Here is a 16929-nt window from a genome sequence, read left to right on the forward strand (position 1 = left end):
GCTGAAATCCCATGGCCGACTGGAACACCCGCCTCGAGGTCAAGCTCGGGGACAAGACGATCACCCCGATCTCGAACTTCTCCCCGACCTTCAACGTGCCGCACACGGTGGTGCACAGCCTCGAGGCCGACAGCACCGGTTACGTGCGCCAGCCGTTCACCGTGACCTTCACGATGACCGTGCCGGCGGTGGCCGAGGCGGTGGCCGACCTGACCGAGCTGGCCGTCAACGGCACCGAGTTCTCGGTCAGTGTGGCCGAGAAGACCGGTGACGACTGGGCCTTCAAGTCGCTGAAGTTCGCCCGCTGCGTGGTCACCTCGGCCACGCCCAGCAACATCACCATCGACGGGGTGCCGCAGGCGAACTTCTCCTGCATGGCGCTGACGGTCAGCGTGGAGGAATGAGATGGAGGACGCCTCGGGGCCCGACAGCGGGTCGGTTCCACCGGGTGCCGACCGGGTTGAGCGGACCGGGCTGGCGTTGGTGCACGAGGGCGAGTACATCGTCCCGGCACCGGGCAGTCAGGCCGTTCTCGCCCCGGTGGGTGAGGGCGGGACGGTGGTCAACTACTGGTTCCCGGTGGAGGTCGAACTGGTCGGGGAGCTGCGCCCGGCCGCCGTCGAGCAGGTCGCCGCGCACGTGTTCGCCGAGCTGGAGCGCGAACTGAAGAGCCGGCGATGAGCCTGCCGGTGCTGGTCGGGGCGGTGCCGCTGTTCCACGTGCAGAGCCTGTCGATGAGCCAGGGCTACAAGATCGAGCGGGTGCGCGGCAGCCGCTGGTCGCAGGCCACCCAGCCGACGGTGAAGACGATCGCGATCGAGGCGGTGCTGCTCGGCCCGGAGCGGCTGCTGCTGAAGAAGGCGCTGGAGGCGATGGCGCTGACCTCGCGGGCCCTGCTCGCCGCCTCGGCACCGCTGCTGGCGGTGACCGGGATCCCGGTGGTCTCGGGCCTGACGATCAGCCTGGACATGCAGATCACCGAGCTACGGGTCACCCAGAGCGTGTCCAAGCGGGAGGCCCTGGACGTGACGATCAGCCTGCAGCACGTACCCCGTTCCAACCTGACCGCCCTGGCGGGGGAGGCGGCCGACCTGGCGCTGGCGATCGCCACCGCCGCGGTCGGTCCCAGCCCACCGGCCAGTCCGGTCGCCCGTACCCCCGGCCCACCGCTGTAAGGACCCACGTGAGGAGAGACCGTGAGCGTTGCGACGTTCCTGCGTCTGCCGGTGGACCCGGACGAGGGGTTCCCGCAGTCGTTCCGCCTAGTCGTGGGTGGGCGCGGCTACGTGTTCGGGCTGCAGGTGGTGGTGCTGGAGGAGGTGCTGCCCCCGCGCGACACCGAGCTGGGACTGTCGGCGGCGCTGGACCTTCCCACGGACGGCGCCTACCTGGTGATGACGGTGGTGCGGGAGGACAGCGAGCGGGGCACCACGCTGCTGCGGCGCAAGCTGGTCCCCGGCCACGTGTATCGCGCCGGGGAGCTGGCGGTGACGCTGCGCTCGGCCCGGGTGGCGATCGGGAACCTGAACGGCGTCGGGCGGCACGGGTCGCAGATCGTGGCGGGGGTGGCCGTGCGATGAGTTTCGTTCTGTGGCACAAGGTCGAGTTCGCCGCGGTGGAGGCCGGCGGCGGGGGACTGCTGGCCGCCGTGGCCTCCTACGCCGGGCTCGGGCTGCCGCTCACGGTGACCAACGACGTGTTCGGCGGCGGGCTGGTGCTGGACGTGGCGGTGCGGGTGACCATGGGCGAGACGAACAGCGCCACCTTCGAGGTGACCCTGGACGACCTGCCGGAGAAGAGCATCGCGCTGCTGAAGTCGGTGCCCAAGGGCGGCCTGAGGGCCACGGTCCGGCTGGGCTACTTCGACCGCCCGCTCAGCCGGGCCACGGTGATGACCGGCCGGGTCAGCGACCTGACCATCGGCCAGGGCACCGGCGGGGTGTCGCAGGTGGTGCTCACCGGGCAGGACGAGGCCGGGTTCAAGCTGCTGCGCCGCCCGGGCAGTCTCGACCGCCCCTCGGCCCTGCCCCGGATGCACATGGTCCGCGACCTGCTGCAGGAGGCCGAGGTCGAACTCGGCGCCGGCTCCACGGTCCCGGGCACGCTGAACGACTTCACCTCGTGCGCGCGCACCACCCTGGGCGCGGTGCAGGACCTGGCCCGCGAGGCAAAGGTGTCGATGGTGGTCCGCGACGGCGCCGTGTACCTGGGCGCCGCAGTGGGCAAGGAACCGGCCCCGGTCAGCGCGGACGCCCAGGCCAACGTGGTGGCCCGGGTCGACCGGCAGGGGCAGGACCTGCTGCCCGGCGAGCTGGTCGCCGACCCGCCGGTGCGCGACCAGCTGGAGATCACCGTGCTCGGGCATCCCGGGCTGAGGGCCGGGCAGAAGCTCGAGGTGAAGAACCTGGACTCGGTCCCGGCCGGGCCCCTGCGGATCGCCCGCGCCGTCCACGAGTACGGCTCCGACGGCTACGTGACCAAGCTGCTGGTCGTGGCCGCCCCGGCCGGTGAACCGGTGCGGATGAGCGGCGGCGTGCAGGGCGTGGTCGACCGCCTGGAGGACATTGCCTCGCGGGGCCGGGAAGACCATCCGGGTGTGGACGTCGGTGAGGTCACCACCTATCGGGCCGGCAAGGACGGCAAGCACCTGGGCGATCTGCACTACGGCCAGAAGGTGGCCTCCGGGGTGGTCGCCCCGAGCGTGGCCAGCCCGGTCACCGACGACGTGGAACTGCACAACAAGCCGATCGCCTCACCGTTCGCGTTCCACCAGGTCGGCCTGGTCACGCCGGTGTACCCGGGCATGCGGGCGCTGCTGGCGCACAACCGGGGCCTGGTCAACGACGCGGTGGTGGCGGGCTGGCTGTGGCCCGAGAAACCCCGGCACGCACCGCCGAAGAACGAGCCGGGCGACTACTGGCTGGCCCTGCCCACCGAGATCGGTGATCAGGGTCTGCCGGTGGGCAAGGGCGTGAACGACCTGACCGACAAGCAGGGCGCCCGGATCATCCAGGCCCGCTCGCTGCGGATCGTGGTCGGCACACCGGCCCTGCCGCCGGTGGGGGAGCGGCCGAGCCCGCCGCCGGAGAACACGGTCGTGATCGAGCACCACAGCGGCACGACGATCGAGATCACCTCCGACGGAGAGCTGAAAATCACCACCGCGCAGAAGAAGATGACGCTGACCAACGGCCAGGTCTCGCTCAGCCTGGACGGCGCGAAGGTGGCGGTGCAGTGATGCCGGCCGTGCTGACCACCGCCTCCACGCTGAAGTGCGCGCACCAGGGAACCGTGATGGTGCAGGCGTCCACCTCGGCGCTGAGCGCCGGTGGGTCGCCGGTGCTGGTGCAGGCCGACCTGCTGGCGGCCACGGTGGCGGGCTGTACGAACACGAACGCCGCAGCCGGTCAGGTGCCGTGCGCCAAGGTCACGGCGGTGACGGCGGGGATGAGCACCACGCTGAGCGTTGCCGGGCAGCCGGTGATGCTGCAGACGGCGCAGGGACTGACGAACGCCGTGCCCCCGCTGCCGGTGCTGTGGCAGGTCGAGTCGGCCGGCCAGAGCGTGCTGGAGGCGTCATGAGTGTGCAGCCGGGCAACCGTTTCGGTTCCAGCCTGCGCCTGGAGGACGGCGACCTCGTGCTGAGCGGCGGCGATCTCAGGCCGGTGCACGGCGACGAGAACCTGCGTCAGGCCCTGACCCTGCGCCTGCTCACCCCCTACGGCAGCGACCAGGTCAACGCCACCTACGGCCTGGACGTGACCCGCGCCTTCACCGGCAACCACGGCCGGCGCATGGTCAAGGAACTGCTGCGCCTGGAGATCGTGCGCACACTCGCCTCCGACCCCCGCGTGGCCGACGTCCTGTCGGTGGTCTTCGACGACGAACCCGGCTTTCCCCCGGAGAGGCGAAACCCCGTCAAGGACCGCCTGAGTCAGGTGGCGGTCAGCGTACGCACCGCCCAGGACACCACCGCCCTGATCCTCACCGACGTGGAGCTGTAGGAGCCATGACCGAACAGCCACTGAGCCCACAGTTCGGCGTGACCCAGGACGGGTTCGTCCTCAAGGGCTTCGACGCCGTCCTGGCCGACGCCCGCACCCGGGCCCGGCAGATGTGGGCCACCCTGGGCCTGGAACCGGACCTGACCTCGACCAGTTCGCTGGGCAAGCTGATCGAGGCCACCGTCCACGAGGACGCCGAACTGTGGAAACGGCTGGAGGACTTCTACTACGCCTCCTTCGTCTGCACCGCCACCGGCGACAGCCTGGACCTGCTCGGCGACGACGGGAACCTGCCCCGGCGGGAACTCCCGGCCTCCGGCGAGGTCACCCTGACCCTCGGCGGCGGCCTGCCCGGGCGCAGCTACATCGTGCCCGACGGCACCCAGCTGGTCACCGCGGCCGGTCCCGGCCGGCTCTCGTTCGTCACGCTCGCCCCGGTCGAGCTCAGTTCCACCACCCCCAGCCAGAGGGTCGCCGCCCGCAGCCTGACCCGCGGCTCCCGCGGCGACATCACCGCCGGCGAGATCGTCGGCGTCGACCCGGCCTACGAGCAGATCTACCTGTCCGGCTTCGGCGTGGCCACTCTCACCGTGACCAACGAGCAGGCCTTCACCGGCGGCCTCGGGATGGAGGACGACGACTCCTACCGCGGCCGTCAGCTGGGCATCTCCCGATCGCTGTGGACGGTCGAGGCGGTGCGCCAGAGCGTGCTGAACGTGGACGGCGTGGTCGACGTGCTGCTGTCGGACCCGCTCGGCGGGGTGGACGTGTCGCAGAGCTTCTTCGACGAGTTCGACTTCGGCGAGCGGCTGTTCAGCGGCGAACGGCAGATCGGCGCGGCCTACACCTTCGACGTGGTGGTGGCCCACGACTTCCGCTGGCCCTGGCGCACCACCGGTGCGGTGGAGGGGGTGTACGAGCGGGTGCTGCGCGAGGTGGACCGGGTGCGCCCGGCCGGGGTGCACCCGAACATCGTGGCCGCCGACCACATCGACGTGGGGGTGCGGGCCCGGATCGTGGTCGAACCCGGCTACGACCCGGCCGCGCTGTCGGCCGCGATCCGCACCCGCCTGGCCGAGGCCCTGGGAACGCTGCGGCTGGGCGGCGACGTGCTGTACAGCCAGGTGGTGCGCGCCGTGGTCGAGGTCCCCGGCGTGCTCGACGTGCAGCGCCTGCACCTGCGCCGCCACCCGCCCGCCTTCGGCCGGATCACCTTCGGCGAGGTCGTGCACCAGACCCCGGCCGTGGACGCCGCGATCGGCCGCAACCTGCTGATGGGCACCACCGAACTGCCGGTCTTCCGGGCCGACGCCGACCTGCACGACCTGGAACTGGTGACGCCATGAGTCCCGTCGCAGGGCTCGAACAGGTAGTGCTCGGCCGGGGAGCGGCCGGGCGGATGTCGCTGCGCCTGACCGAACCCTTCGCCGCCGGCGGTGACGTGCTGCACCTGACCCTGCTGCCGCGGCCCACCCCTGGTACGGCGGCCGTTGCACCGTATGACTTCCGCGAGCACCAGGCGCGTTTCGGCACCACCCCCACGCCCTCGTACGTGCTGCGCGCCCGCCGCGACCTGCAGCACGACACCGAGGTGACGCTGCGCTGGACCGGGATGCCCGGCGGCCCGGTGAACGTGTCCCTGACCTTCAGGGCAGGGACGCTCGCGGGGGAGTCCCTTCCGGTCCCGCCGCCCGCGAACGCCACCCCCACCAGCACCCTGACCGGCATCGTGGCCCGCCGGCGCCAGGGCACCGGTGCCACCGAGGTTCCCGATCCGGCCAACGAGTGGGCGCTGTCGGCGCTGCTGGGCAATCTCGCCCGGGTGCTGTGGGTGCTCGGCGGGGAGCGCGACAGCCTGCGCCGCCAGATCGCCCGCACCGCCAGTCAGAGACAACTGGGGACGGCGGTGGGCGCCAGTCTCGATCTCATCGGCATCGACCTGGCCGTACCGCGTTTCCCGCCCCTGCCGTACTCGGTCGACGACGACACCCTGACCCTTCACCATCTCGACGAGACCAGCGGAACCAGCGTGGTGGACGCGGTGGGCCGCTTCCCGGGCCGCACCGCGCACGACGGCCTCCTCACCGGGCCGGCAGCCCCCGGGGCGGCCGGCCGCTTCGGCCCGGGGCTGCTCCTGGCCGGGGCCGGCGCCGCGGTGATCCCTTCGCACCCCGACTTCGACCTGCCCGGCACGGCCGACCTCACCGCCGAGTGCTTCCTGCGCCCGGACGCCCAGCCCGGCGAGGCCCGCATCCTGGCCCGGCGCGGTGCCACCGGACCCGGATGGTCGCTCGAGATCGGCGAGTTCGGCCGGGGCCTGCCCCGCAACGTCCGCGCGCGGCTGTCCGACGGCACCACCACCCAGGACCTGTACGCGGACACCACACTTGCGAGCGACCGCATCACCCACATCGCCCTGGTGATCGACCGCGCCGGCCACACGGCAGCCCTCTGGCTGGACGGCCTGCGCCTGGCCCTGGCCGACATCACCGCCCTGGGCGCCCTGACCGCGGGCGAGCCGCTCACCGTGGGGGGCACGCTGAACGCCACCGTGGACGAGGTTCGCCTCAGCCGGGTGGCCCGCACCGCATTCGCGCCGGTGCTGGGCGAGGACGACGAGCACTACCGCCGGCGCCTGCACCTGTTCCGGCGCTGGGTGCTGCCCACCCCCGCGGCCCTGACCGACCTGCTCAACGACGCAGCCGGGGAGATCGGCGGCGTGAAGAAGCCTCTGGAGGTGATCGACGAGGACACCCCGACCCTGCGCAGCGTGCACCAGGTCCGGGTCCTGCCCGCGCTGGTACCGGTCGGCACGAGCATCCACGCCTCCGGGGTCTGGAACGTCACCGAGCAGCAGGCGTTCGGTGACCAGGACGATCTGGACCGGCCGCCGGAACTGCTGCTGCGTTACAGCAATCCGGCCGTCGAGCACGTGACGGACCCGGGCGGGGACTCCCGGCTCATGCAGCCCGCGCTGGCCCGAAGGCTCGACCGCCTGGCTGCTCTCGCACTGACTGAGGCTCCCGGCACCAAGGTGCGGGTCGTGGGAGCCTGGCACCCACGCGTCCTCAGTTCTCGTTCTGCCGGACGCCTGGCCCATCTGACCCACCCGAGCATCAGCACACCCCGCCTGGCCGCGCTGGCCCATCAGGCCGGCTTCGACCTGGTGGGGGTGCCCCGCGCCGGGAACCCGGACGGCTTCACTCAGGCAGTCGTGGTCGCCGTGGCCCCCGGCGGTTCCCTGACCGTGGAACCCGACGGCGGACGTCCCCAGGTCGTCGAAGGTACGGATCTGATCCTGCGGCTGCAGCCGAATCCACCCGCCGGAGCCGAAATCACCTGGCACACGGCCCGCGTCGGCCCTGGTCGCGTCACCATCACCCCCACGGCACCCGGCGTGGCGCTCGCCCGCGGCGTGGCCCCCGGAGATGCCGCGATCTCCGCCGACCTGACCTGGGAGGGGCACACCAGCACCGCTTCCCTGACGGTCCGTGTGCTACCTGCCGCCGTGCCCGCCGGTTCGTCGATCGCGGCCGACGGCACCCGCAACGCCGACCCGAAGGTGGCGGGAGAGCCGGCCGCGACATTCGACCCGGCGCTACTGGCCACCGTCAGCGACCCCCGGGCGAGCTTCGCCGGGCAGTCCGCGCGCATGCAACGCGGCACCGCCGCCCGCCTGCAACAACTGCTGGACCTGTTGGCCGAAGCTGCCCCCGGCGTGCTCGCAGTCTCCGGCGGGTTCACCACCCTACCCCCGGGCGACCCGCAAACCCTTGCCGCACAAGGAAGAGCCCTCACCGTGCAGCATCCGACCCTGGCGGCGGGACGGCTGGCTGCGCTGGCGCACACCGCGGGTTTCACCCACGTCAGCGTCTCCGGCCCTCAGGTGCAGGTACGCCAGCGGGCCGAAGACCTGATCGCCGTCAGCGGACCGCACCAGGTGCAGGAGGGGCAGAGCATCACCGTGCAGGTCCAGCCCGCCCCCGCCGACATCTCGCCCACCACCCGGCTGAGCTGGGGCAGCGGGCCGATCACCTCGGGGAGGGCCGATCTGGCCACCACCGGCGCGGACACGGTACGCGTCACCGGCCGCACCCCCGGGCTGCTGTGGGTGCAGGCGGCACTGCGCGAGGCCGGCGCCAACGGGCCCTTCGCCCTGCAGGTGCGGCTACGCCCCGAAGTGCCGGCCGACGCCACGGTCAGCCGCGACCAGTACGAGCTGATCATGAACGTGGTGCACAGCCTGCGCCCCCTGGGCGTGGAGGTGCTGACCCGCAGCCTGCGCCCGGCCGTGGTCGAGCTGCCCGGCGGGCCGAGCCGGGCCGAGGACCACACCTACCCCCGATACCGCCTGCACCGGCCGGTCCCGCGCCTGACCCGACCGGCCCGACCGACCCGAAAGGACAGCGAGCATGGGTGACATCTCGTTCACCAAGACCTTCCACCACACGCCCTACGTGGACAACCGGGACCGGGTGCAGGCCGGCGGCCCGAACGGGTTCAACGCCCGCTTCGACGCCCTGGAGTCCGACCTGACCTCCCTGGCCGACGTGGTCACCCAGGTCGACACCGCCCTGGACACGCTGGGCGCCGGGCCCACCCCCACCCAGCAGGCCCTCACCCTGGCCCCCTCCCTGGTGACCGTGGCCGGAGCCAGCGGCTGGGCCCACGACGCGCAGGGCTACGCCGCCCGCACCGGCAACCTGGTCACCCTCTCCGGCGTACAGGCGGTGCCCCTGCCGCACGGGTCCCGGCTGGTGCAGCTGCGGGTGGTGGGCCAGAACAGCGGCTCCGGACTGCTGCGGGTGGCCCTGATGCGCAACCGCCTGATCTCGTCGGTCACCCCGGCCGAGCGGATCGCCCGGGTCACCGGCGACGCCAGCCCGTTCGACCGCAACGACCCCGCCGACCCCAACTTCGTGCAGGTCGACACCCAGAACTACCGCTACTACCTGCTGGCCACCCTGGACGGCGCGCAGAACACCGACACCGTCACCCTGTCCGGGTTCCAGATCACCTACGTGGCCTGATCACTCACCAGCGAAGGAGCTGCTCACGTGGCCGGAGATCTCTACTTCAAGGTCGACTTCGGGGCCTCGCCCGCACTCGACGACGGCACCCGTCCGTGGACCGGCGCCAACCCGTTCTGGAACAACTTCAGCCTGTTCCTGGAGGGCGGGCCGAACCAGACCCAGACCCGCGTCGGCACCCCCACCCGCGTCCGGGCCCGGGTGACCAACAAGGGCCGCGACGCGGCCGAGAACGTCCGGGCCGACATCTACGTGATGAACCCGCACGTCGGGGCCAGCTCACCGTCGATGGCCGTCCGGCAGCTGCGCGGCCAGGTGAACACGCTGGCGCCCGGCTCGGGCGGCACCAGCCCCAACGACGCGCACGTGCTCACCTGCCGGATCAACGACCCGGTGCTCGGCCCGGTGGACTGGGAACCGACCCAGGCCGAACTCAACGCCACCGTCAACGGCGGCGGCCACCTGTGCCTGATCGCCAACGTCTTCTCCGACACCGAAGGCCAGGAACTGGCCCTGGACTCGGTCTTCGACGTGGTCAACGACCAGCACCAGGGCCAGCGCAACTGCACCCTGCTGCCGCGGCAGAACTTCTGGGAGGGTTTCCAGGAGTTCCAGGTGATGGCCGCGCCCGAACTGATCGAGACCACCGTCGCGGTGGAACCGGTCGAGGCGAAGGTGGCGCTCGGGGCCGGCGAGCGGTGGCTGCTGCTCTCCGACGACAGCATCACGTTCAGCCGCGAGCACAAGGCGCCGGTGGTGCTGGTCAAGGGCAAGCCGTACCCGCTGTTCCTGGACGACGAGCTGCCCGAGGTACGGATGGAGGCCGAGGAGATCGGTGCGCTCGACCCCCGCGAGCCGCTGCCCGGGTTCGAGCGCCCGCTGCGGGCCCGGTTCCGGTTCGAGCCCGGCCACAAGCGCAAGTTCGGGGCCGTGCAGGTGTTCCAGATCGTGCAGCGCGACCTGAAGGGCAATCCGGTCGGCAGCGGGCTCAAGGTGCTGTCCGTGATCAACGGCTGATCATGGCCCTGCCGCCGTCCCCGTCGCTGCACTGTCACGTGCCGATCCGGGTGCGGGTCACCGGAGTTCCCGACGAGGAGACCCTGCAGGCCCTCACCCGGCAGGTCGCGGCGCAGGTGCGCTCCCGGCTGGCCGCGGCCCGCCGGGAGCTGCCCGAGAGTGCAACGCTGGAGGCGGTGGAACAGACCCACGAACGCTACGACGCCGAGAGGGATCTCGGCGACGGCTACGCGGTGCCCGGCTATCAGAACAATGGACGTCCTACGACGGTGCCGCTGTCGCGGCGCCGACCTTGGATCGTGTTGCGTACGGTCAACTTCCGCGTGCCCATCGGCGAGTATCTGGACGTGGTGGAGCGGGTGCGGGGGGAGGAACTGCCGGCCAAGGTGCTCTACGACGACCGGGCCCAGGAGGAACGCTGGGTGGAGGTCTGGTGGGTGCAGGTCAACACCACCACGAGCCTGCTGGACCTACAGACCGCGGTGAACGCCCGGGCCGGCCAGCTGTCCAGGCTCGGCCCGCGGCAGATCCTCGCCGACCTCATCACCCCGTTCGACGGCGGCTGGCGCGAACTGACCCACCTCGACCGCAGCGGCTCCATGCGCTCGGCGATCCCCTCCCCGGGGGAACGCAACCAGCGGCGGGTGGAGGGCAACGGCCAGGACGCGGTGGTCAGCCACGGCGGCTGGGTGCTGTACGCCTTCATGTCGCTGCCCGGGATCAGCGTGTCCGAGGTCCTGGACGCCGGGCCCCTGACCCGCCTGAACGTTCCCCTGCCAGAGGCCGGCTTCCTGGTCGACCGCGGGGCGTTCCAGCACGACGTCCACGTGCCCTGGGAACGTTTCGCCGAAGAGTTCGCTTCCGAGTCGGTGCCGGTCTGGGTACTCGCAGCCCGCGTACGCCGCCCCACCCTGGCCCAGGCCGTCTACTACCTGGCCCAGGTCTCGGCACGCGAGCAACGCCCGGCCACCCAAGGCGAGCCGTTCATCAGCGACGCCGTGCAGGTGCTTTCACCGGGAGTCGGGGCCCGCCTGCCGTCCTGGCTGGCCCGCCACGTGGGCACGGAGAACCTGGCGCCGGAGGGCAGCCACGCCGCCCGGGGAGTACGGCTGGAGGCCGGATGGCCGGTGCTCTACGCCTACGTCGAGATCCCCGTCGGGCCCGATCGCACCGCCGCAGCGCTGCAGGGACCCAAGGCCCGCGAGATCGCCGGGCGGATCCGGGCTCTGCTCAAGGCCGGCATCAGGGCCGAACGCTGGACCTGGTGCATGCTCGACGAACTGGACGAGGCCAACGCCGGGGGCCCGCCCGCCCAGCGCCCGCCCGGCGGCACCCTGGCCGAGCACGTGCTCGCCGACCTCGAGCGCACCGGTGACTTCTCCGGACTGTTCCAGGCGGTCCAGGCCAACGGCTACTTCCTGGTCGAGCACCGGCTGCTGATGATCAGCCTGCCCACCCGGTTCGCCGACCGTCCCGAGGTGCGGGCCCTGCACGAACGCCTCGCCGGGGCCCGGGCCGCGAGACAGAACAACCTCTACCGGCCCGAAGAGCAGACCGTTCTGCTGCAACGCGATCCGCGGCAGCGCTGGGCCAAGGGCAGTGTCCTGGGCGACCTGGACGAGACCTACCTGATGGAACGCGAGGAACAGCGGGCCACCACCGCCAAGGCCGAGCAGTTCCGCACCGAGCTGGCCGCCCAGCAGATCGCCGTGATGGCCGACATCGCCGCCGGCCGCCTGGCCCGCGACCTCGACGACGAGGCCTTCGCCCGGGAGGTCCTGGCCCGCACCACCGCCAAGGTCCCGGTGACCAAGGACGACGTCGAGGACGTCACCGTGCAGCGCAGCATCCGGCTGCTCGGGGTGACCCGCCGCGACCTCGACGGCCTGCCCTCCTACGACCTGCGGCTGGAGTTCGTCGAGCGGGTCGCCGGCGGGGCCTGGAAGAAGGTCAGCCAGGAGTTCACCGAGACCTCCGGCGACTTCGAGGCCCGTCAGATCTACCTGGCCCTGGGCCAGGCCGGGAAGTTCTACGAGAGCCTGCTGATCGGCATCAGCGCCGTCGGCCTGATCGCCGTGGCCTGGGAGGCCGGGCTCGTCGCCGTCCTGGTCGACCTGGCCGGCGGAGCCACCACGGTGATCGTCTCGATCGCCGTCTCCGAACTGATCTACCTGCTGCGGGTCGCCTTCGGCGACGCGAAGCTGACGCTGCGCGGCTTCCTGGTCGCAGCCCTCGACGGCTACCTGATGGCGCTCGGCTTCCGCCTGGGCGCGGTGGCCGGCCGCTGGGGTGCGACCCAGATCGGCACCGCCACCGTGCGGCGGGTGGTGGCCGGCTGGATCGCCGAGCGCCTGCTGGCCGGCGCGGTCAGCGGCGCCGTCTCGGCCGGGCTGGAGCGCTTCGCCCACGACGTGATCGCCGTGGCCACCGGCGAGGGCTCCTGGTCGGGGATCGGCACCTACGTCAAGTCGATGGCCGTGGGGGCAGCAGTCGGGGTCGTTGCCGAATTCACGCTCCAGCCGGCCCTTCACGCCGTCCTCGGCGGAGGGCGCACCGCACTGGAGTCGGCCGTCGAGATCGCCCGCCGGGTGCGGGCCGAGGGCATCAGCGCCGTGCAGTTCTCGGCCGGCGTCACCGAGGCCCTGGCCAACCTGCGCGCCAGCCTCTCCACCCTGGCCGGGGACGGCGCCGCCCGGGGATTCGCCGGAGCGCTCGGCGAGCGCCTGGAGACGGTGCTGCGCGAGCTGGGGGCCAGCGCGATCGCCACCCGCACCCTGCAGCTGTCCGGAGCCAAGTTCTCCCAGCAGGCCACCGAGGGGCTGCAGCGCTTCCTGCGGGCCTCCGAAGCCTCCGGAAACATCACCCGCTCACACGAACTGGCCACCGTCTTCGCCCGTCACCCCCAGGAGACCGTGCACTTCCTTGAGGCGCTGGCCACCATGGACGCGGCGGCCGCAGGCCACCTGGCCGCCGGAACCTTCGGCTCACCGCAGGAACTGGCCGGCTTCCTGGGCCGCATCGGCCGCTACGAGCCTGGGCAGCAACGCGCGGTGGTGCGGCTGCTGGGCGAACTCGGTGTGGTCGCCGCCGACCCGGTGGCCACCCAGACCTCCGAGCAGATCATGCAGCACCAGCTCGAGCTGTCCCTGCGTCTGCAGGCCGCCGGGCGCGAGGCCGAGGCCGCGAACCTGCGGGCCCAGGCCACCCGGGTGCGGGCCAACGCCGACCTGGCCCGCCAGACCGGTCGCACCGCCCGGGCCGACATCAAGGCCGCCGAGGCCGACGAGCTGACCCGCAACGCCACGCTGATCGACGCGCGCGCCGCGCAGGCCCGGGTGCAGGCCGACGATCTGGCGGCCGGGCGGATGAACCCGGCCGACGTGGTGCCGACCAGCGCCGAGCTCGACACGGCCTTCGCCGCCCTGGAGGCCGGCACGAACGCCACCGGCGGGCCCCAGGCCTGGATCCGGCTGCCGGTGCGGGCGGTTCAGGGCAATGCGCCGGTGCTGGAACGACTGGTGCGCCCGCTGTTCCGCAGCCGCAGCGGTCACCGGGTGGTGTTCCGGGTCGAGGGCGGTTCGGGTGTGGCCCGCAGCCGGGACTTCGTGCAGGTCGACCCGGCCGGCAACGTGCGCCTGGCCACCGGTGGGCGGGCGCTGAACCTGAACTTCGGCGTGTTCGAGCGGTCGGTGGAGTTCCTGCTGGAGAACCGGGCGGGGGCGCGTCTGAAGGTGTTCGAGGTGGAGGAGGGCTGGTTCCGGCAGCTGCGCGGGGTCTCCACACCCGAGCAGGGCAGGGCCCACCAGGTGCTGGTGGTCGACGAGGCCACCAGGACCGCCACCCCGCTGCACCCCGACGGAACCGCCCCGGGCATCACCGACGTCAAAGGCCTGCCGCGCATCGTCGACACCCGCTACGGGATCGACCAGCTGCAGGTTCCCCCCTCGCTGCTGCGTGAGCTGAACGAATTCATCGTTCCCGGCAGCGGGCGCGTTCTGGAGTTCACGCCGTGAGGCACGTGTACCACCGGCCCACCGAGCCCCAGGCTGCCGATGCGCCCGGGGGGAGCTCCGAGGCCGAGTTGCTGCGGCTCGTGCGCGCGGCGGTCACTCAGGCGGTGGCCCAGGTAGTGAACGAGATTGTGGACGACGGTGGGCCCGTCGATCCCGTCATCCGCCTGGACCGCCCGCCGGTACGTCAGCGAGCAGTGCCCGAGAACGAGGTGCCCGAGAACGCAACGGGCGGGGGTCTGATCGGGATCCCCAGCTATCAGGACAAGGGACGGCCGGTGGGGGTTCCGGTCGCAGCCGGTGGCTCACCGACGTCCCCAGTCGGTTCTGGTGTGAAAGCCACCACCGACCCCCTGGTGACGGCCGTGAACGACCTGGCCGTGCGGGTACGGCAGGCCGAACTCGCCCCACCGGTCAGGCCGAGCACCGCCCCGGGCGGGGGTTTGTTCAACTGGATGTGGGCCTCGGGGCAGGCCAAGGACACCGCGCGCCTGATGGCGCCCACCCGGGCCGACCTCGAACGCCTGGAAGAGCGGCTGATCGGCGCCGTGAGTCGACGTGCCCTGCAGAAGGCCAAGGGGCTCCTGGACAGCAGCGAACTGGTGGCCCGGCGCGAGGCCGTGCGCTACAACTCGCCCACCGGCAGTGCCTCCGAGCGACTGCGCAGCGCCGCCGGGGAGATGGCGGTTCTGCAGAAGCAGATCCTCGACCGGGTGAAGCAGACCGGCAACCAGCAGGCCGCCGCCTCCGGGGCCCCGATGGCCGGCCAGCTCGACCCCAACCAGTTCGACGACATCCTGACCGGCACCTACGCCCGCAGCGACCAGGTCGTGCAGGGGCAGCTCCTGCCCCGGCTGAAAGACCTGAAAAGGATCTACGGGCAGGAGTTCCCGATCCTGCTGCGCCGTAACCTGGACTACACGAGGCTGACCGCCACCCATCCGGTGCGCTTCGCGTGGGACGTCTCGGCGATCACCACCGAAGTGCTGGACAGCATCGCGACCATGCGCAAGCGCCTCGACGAGCAGAGCGTGTGGGAGCTGGACCACGTGATCGAGGCCGCCCGCCACGAGATGGGCGTGATCGCCGGAACCCCGGCCGCCGCGGCCCTCGACCGCTACCTGCAGATGCGCAAGCGCGACGAGCTGATCCGCCAGCTGCTGCTCGGCGCGGTCGGCCTGGCCCTGGCCATCGGCGCATCGATCGCCACGGCCGGCGCCGCCGCCCCCGGAGCGAGCGCCGCCGTGATCGCAGTGGCGGGGGGCCTGTCGATCGGCTCGGCCGCGTTGTCGGTGTACGGGGCGGCCGAGCAGTACCAGAACTACTCCTTCGCCAACGCCGCCTCCCACTCCTCGCTCGACCCGGCGACCGCGCTGGCCCGCGAGGACCCCTCGATCGCCTGGCTCGTCGTGTCGATCTTCGGTGCAGTGATCGACGTGGGCGCGGCCGGTCTGGCCCTGCGGAACCTGGCCGGGGTGGCCAAGGCCGGGATCCTGGCCAAGGAGCTGTCCGCCCTCGAGGCCGCGGCCCGCGCCCAGGCGAAGGTGCTGGCCGCCGAGGGCCGGCTGGTGGGCACCGAGCAGGACTTCGTGGAAGCGGTGATGAAGGCCGGGCGCACCCGGATCGGCGGAGCGGCGATCGCCCTCGAGCACGGCGGCATGGTGTTCGCCAGGAATGCCGGCGGTCAGCGCCGCACCCTGGCCGAGGCGGTGCAGCTGGCCCAGCAGAACGGCGTCCACATCGGCGACGACGTGATCGTCCGGGTGGTGCAGGAAGGTGACCTGCCCAAGAACGCGTTCGCCGACTACGGCAGCAAGATCGCCAGCACCGAGACCCGGGTGGTCTGGGAGAAGACCGCCAACGAGACCGGCAGCGCCCTCACCGGCCAGGTGCAGGCGCCCCGAGGGGGGATCACCCCGACCTACTGGAAGCGCGCCCCGGTCACCGAGCCGACCGACGTGATGATGGTGCGCCTGAACGCCGACGTGCTGGACTCGGACGAGGCGATCGTGGCGGTGCTGGCCCACGAGATGCACGAGATCAACTGGTTGCGCGACCGCCTGCTGCCGGGCAAGCCCCCGTTGACCGCCATGGAGTACAACCGGCTGGTGAACGGCAACTCCGGCACACTGCACCTGGAGGCCTGGGAGGTGGCCCTGGCCGCAGTACGACGGATGCGCGCCCGGCCCTGACGCCGCCCTAGATCAGCAGCCCGGCGTCACGCAGCTGCAGAACGGCCGAGAGCCGGTCGTGGCAGCCCAGTTTCGTGTACGCGTGCTCCAGGTGTTTGTGCACGGTACGGGTGCTGATGCCGCAGCGCCGGGCCACCGCCGCCGCGGTCAGCCCGGCCGCCACCAGGCTCAGCACCTCGAGCTCGCGGCTGGTCACGCCCTCGCGCCGCAACCGGGTCAGGTGCCAGTGCCGGCGCAGCACCGGCGCGATCAGCCGGGCCAGGTCCAGCTCGGCCCGGCCGAACTCGTCTCCCGGCCGGCTGAGCACCCAGGTCACCAGCTCGGGCGGGCCGCCCTGGTTCGGCACCTGCGCCTGCACGGGCAGGGCGAGCAGGCGCCCGAACGGTTCCTGCGACGCCAGGTTCACCGGCTCGGTGCGCCCGGCCGCCGCCGACAGCCACGTCAGCAGTTGCCGCTCGGAGGGTTTCGCGTACGTCTCCCGCCCGTCCCACAGTGCGCCCGGCCAGCTGCTGATCTGCTGGCCGGGCACCACGGTGACGGCGAAGGTGATCCACTCACAGGGCAGCAGCCGCTGCAGCAGCCCCGCCACTGCCGCGGCTCCGCTCTCGTCGCCTTCCGGAGCGCTCCTCGGCGCGAGGGGGAATGAGCCGTTCGACACCGGAGCACCTCCTGTGGG

14 protein-coding genes are annotated in these 16929 nt (G+C 72.0%); 13 read left to right on the forward strand and 1 reads right to left on the reverse strand.

What is annotated here, in order from left to right; genetic code table 11:
• The first annotated feature begins 11 nt into the window (after positions 1 to 11).
• Genes QSK18_RS16770 through QSK18_RS16830 form a run of 13 tightly spaced genes read left to right on the forward strand, consistent with a single transcriptional unit; the run spans position 12 to position 16253 of the window.
• Entirely contained in the window at positions 12 to 404 is a 393-nt protein-coding gene (locus QSK18_RS16770) for a hypothetical protein (RefSeq protein ID WP_232814318.1), read from the forward strand.
• 1 nt (position 405) lies between these two features.
• Positions 406 to 681, forward strand: a complete 276-nt coding sequence (locus QSK18_RS16775; RefSeq protein ID WP_232814317.1) for a hypothetical protein — start codon at positions 406 to 408, stop codon at positions 679 to 681.
• Complete coding sequence (locus QSK18_RS16780) at positions 678 to 1175, forward strand: hypothetical protein (protein WP_232814316.1); 498 nt, start codon at positions 678 to 680, stop codon at positions 1173 to 1175. Before QSK18_RS16775 ends, QSK18_RS16780 begins: the two co-directional genes overlap by 4 nt.
• A gap of 21 nt (positions 1176 to 1196) precedes the next feature.
• On the forward strand, positions 1197 to 1580 hold the full coding sequence (locus tag QSK18_RS16785) for a hypothetical protein (protein ID WP_232814315.1): 384 nt from the start codon (positions 1197 to 1199) through the stop codon (positions 1578 to 1580).
• Positions 1577 to 3238 (forward strand): hypothetical protein, encoded by a 1662-nt coding sequence (locus tag QSK18_RS16790; RefSeq protein WP_232814314.1) that lies wholly within the window; start codon positions 1577 to 1579, stop codon positions 3236 to 3238. The genes QSK18_RS16785 and QSK18_RS16790 overlap by 4 nt, the downstream gene beginning before the upstream one ends.
• Positions 3238 to 3582 (forward strand): hypothetical protein, encoded by a 345-nt coding sequence (locus QSK18_RS16795; protein WP_232814313.1) that lies wholly within the window; start codon positions 3238 to 3240, stop codon positions 3580 to 3582. The genes QSK18_RS16790 and QSK18_RS16795 overlap by 1 nt, the downstream gene beginning before the upstream one ends.
• Entirely contained in the window at positions 3579 to 4004 is a 426-nt protein-coding gene (locus tag QSK18_RS16800) for a GPW/gp25 family protein (RefSeq protein WP_285620193.1), read from the forward strand. Before QSK18_RS16795 ends, QSK18_RS16800 begins: the two co-directional genes overlap by 4 nt.
• A gap of 5 nt (positions 4005 to 4009) precedes the next feature.
• Positions 4010 to 5350 carry a baseplate J/gp47 family protein gene (locus QSK18_RS16805; protein ID WP_285620197.1) on the forward strand — a complete coding sequence of 447 codons (1341 nt, stop codon included), beginning with the start codon at positions 4010 to 4012 and terminating at the stop codon, positions 5348 to 5350.
• Positions 5347 to 8424, forward strand: a complete 3078-nt coding sequence (locus QSK18_RS16810) for a LamG-like jellyroll fold domain-containing protein (protein WP_285620198.1) — start codon at positions 5347 to 5349, stop codon at positions 8422 to 8424. The genes QSK18_RS16805 and QSK18_RS16810 overlap by 4 nt, the downstream gene beginning before the upstream one ends.
• The gene (locus tag QSK18_RS16815; protein ID WP_232814309.1) at positions 8417 to 9034 is read left to right on the forward strand and encodes a hypothetical protein; all 618 of its coding nucleotides are present in this window, start codon (positions 8417 to 8419) and stop codon (positions 9032 to 9034) included. The genes QSK18_RS16810 and QSK18_RS16815 overlap by 8 nt, the downstream gene beginning before the upstream one ends.
• A gap of 27 nt (positions 9035 to 9061) precedes the next feature.
• Positions 9062 to 10051 (forward strand): hypothetical protein, encoded by a 990-nt coding sequence (locus tag QSK18_RS16820; protein WP_232814308.1) that lies wholly within the window; start codon positions 9062 to 9064, stop codon positions 10049 to 10051.
• A gap of 2 nt (positions 10052 to 10053) precedes the next feature.
• On the forward strand, positions 10054 to 14064 hold the full coding sequence (locus QSK18_RS16825; protein ID WP_232814307.1) for a hypothetical protein: 4011 nt from the start codon (positions 10054 to 10056) through the stop codon (positions 14062 to 14064).
• Entirely contained in the window at positions 14061 to 16253 is a 2193-nt protein-coding gene (locus QSK18_RS16830) for a hypothetical protein (protein WP_232814306.1), read from the forward strand. The genes QSK18_RS16825 and QSK18_RS16830 overlap by 4 nt, the downstream gene beginning before the upstream one ends.
• Before the next feature lie 7 nt (positions 16254 to 16260).
• Here QSK18_RS16830 and QSK18_RS16835 read toward each other — a convergent pair whose 3' ends face one another.
• Positions 16261 to 16911, reverse strand: coding sequence for a helix-turn-helix transcriptional regulator (locus QSK18_RS16835; protein ID WP_232814305.1), 651 nt, complete (start codon positions 16909 to 16911; stop codon positions 16261 to 16263).
• Positions 16912 to 16929 lie beyond the last annotated feature (18 nt).

The organism is Kineosporia sp. NBRC 101677, from assembly GCF_030269265.1.
GTDB classification, from domain to species: domain Bacteria; phylum Actinomycetota; class Actinomycetes; order Actinomycetales; family Kineosporiaceae; genus Kineosporia; species Kineosporia rhizophila.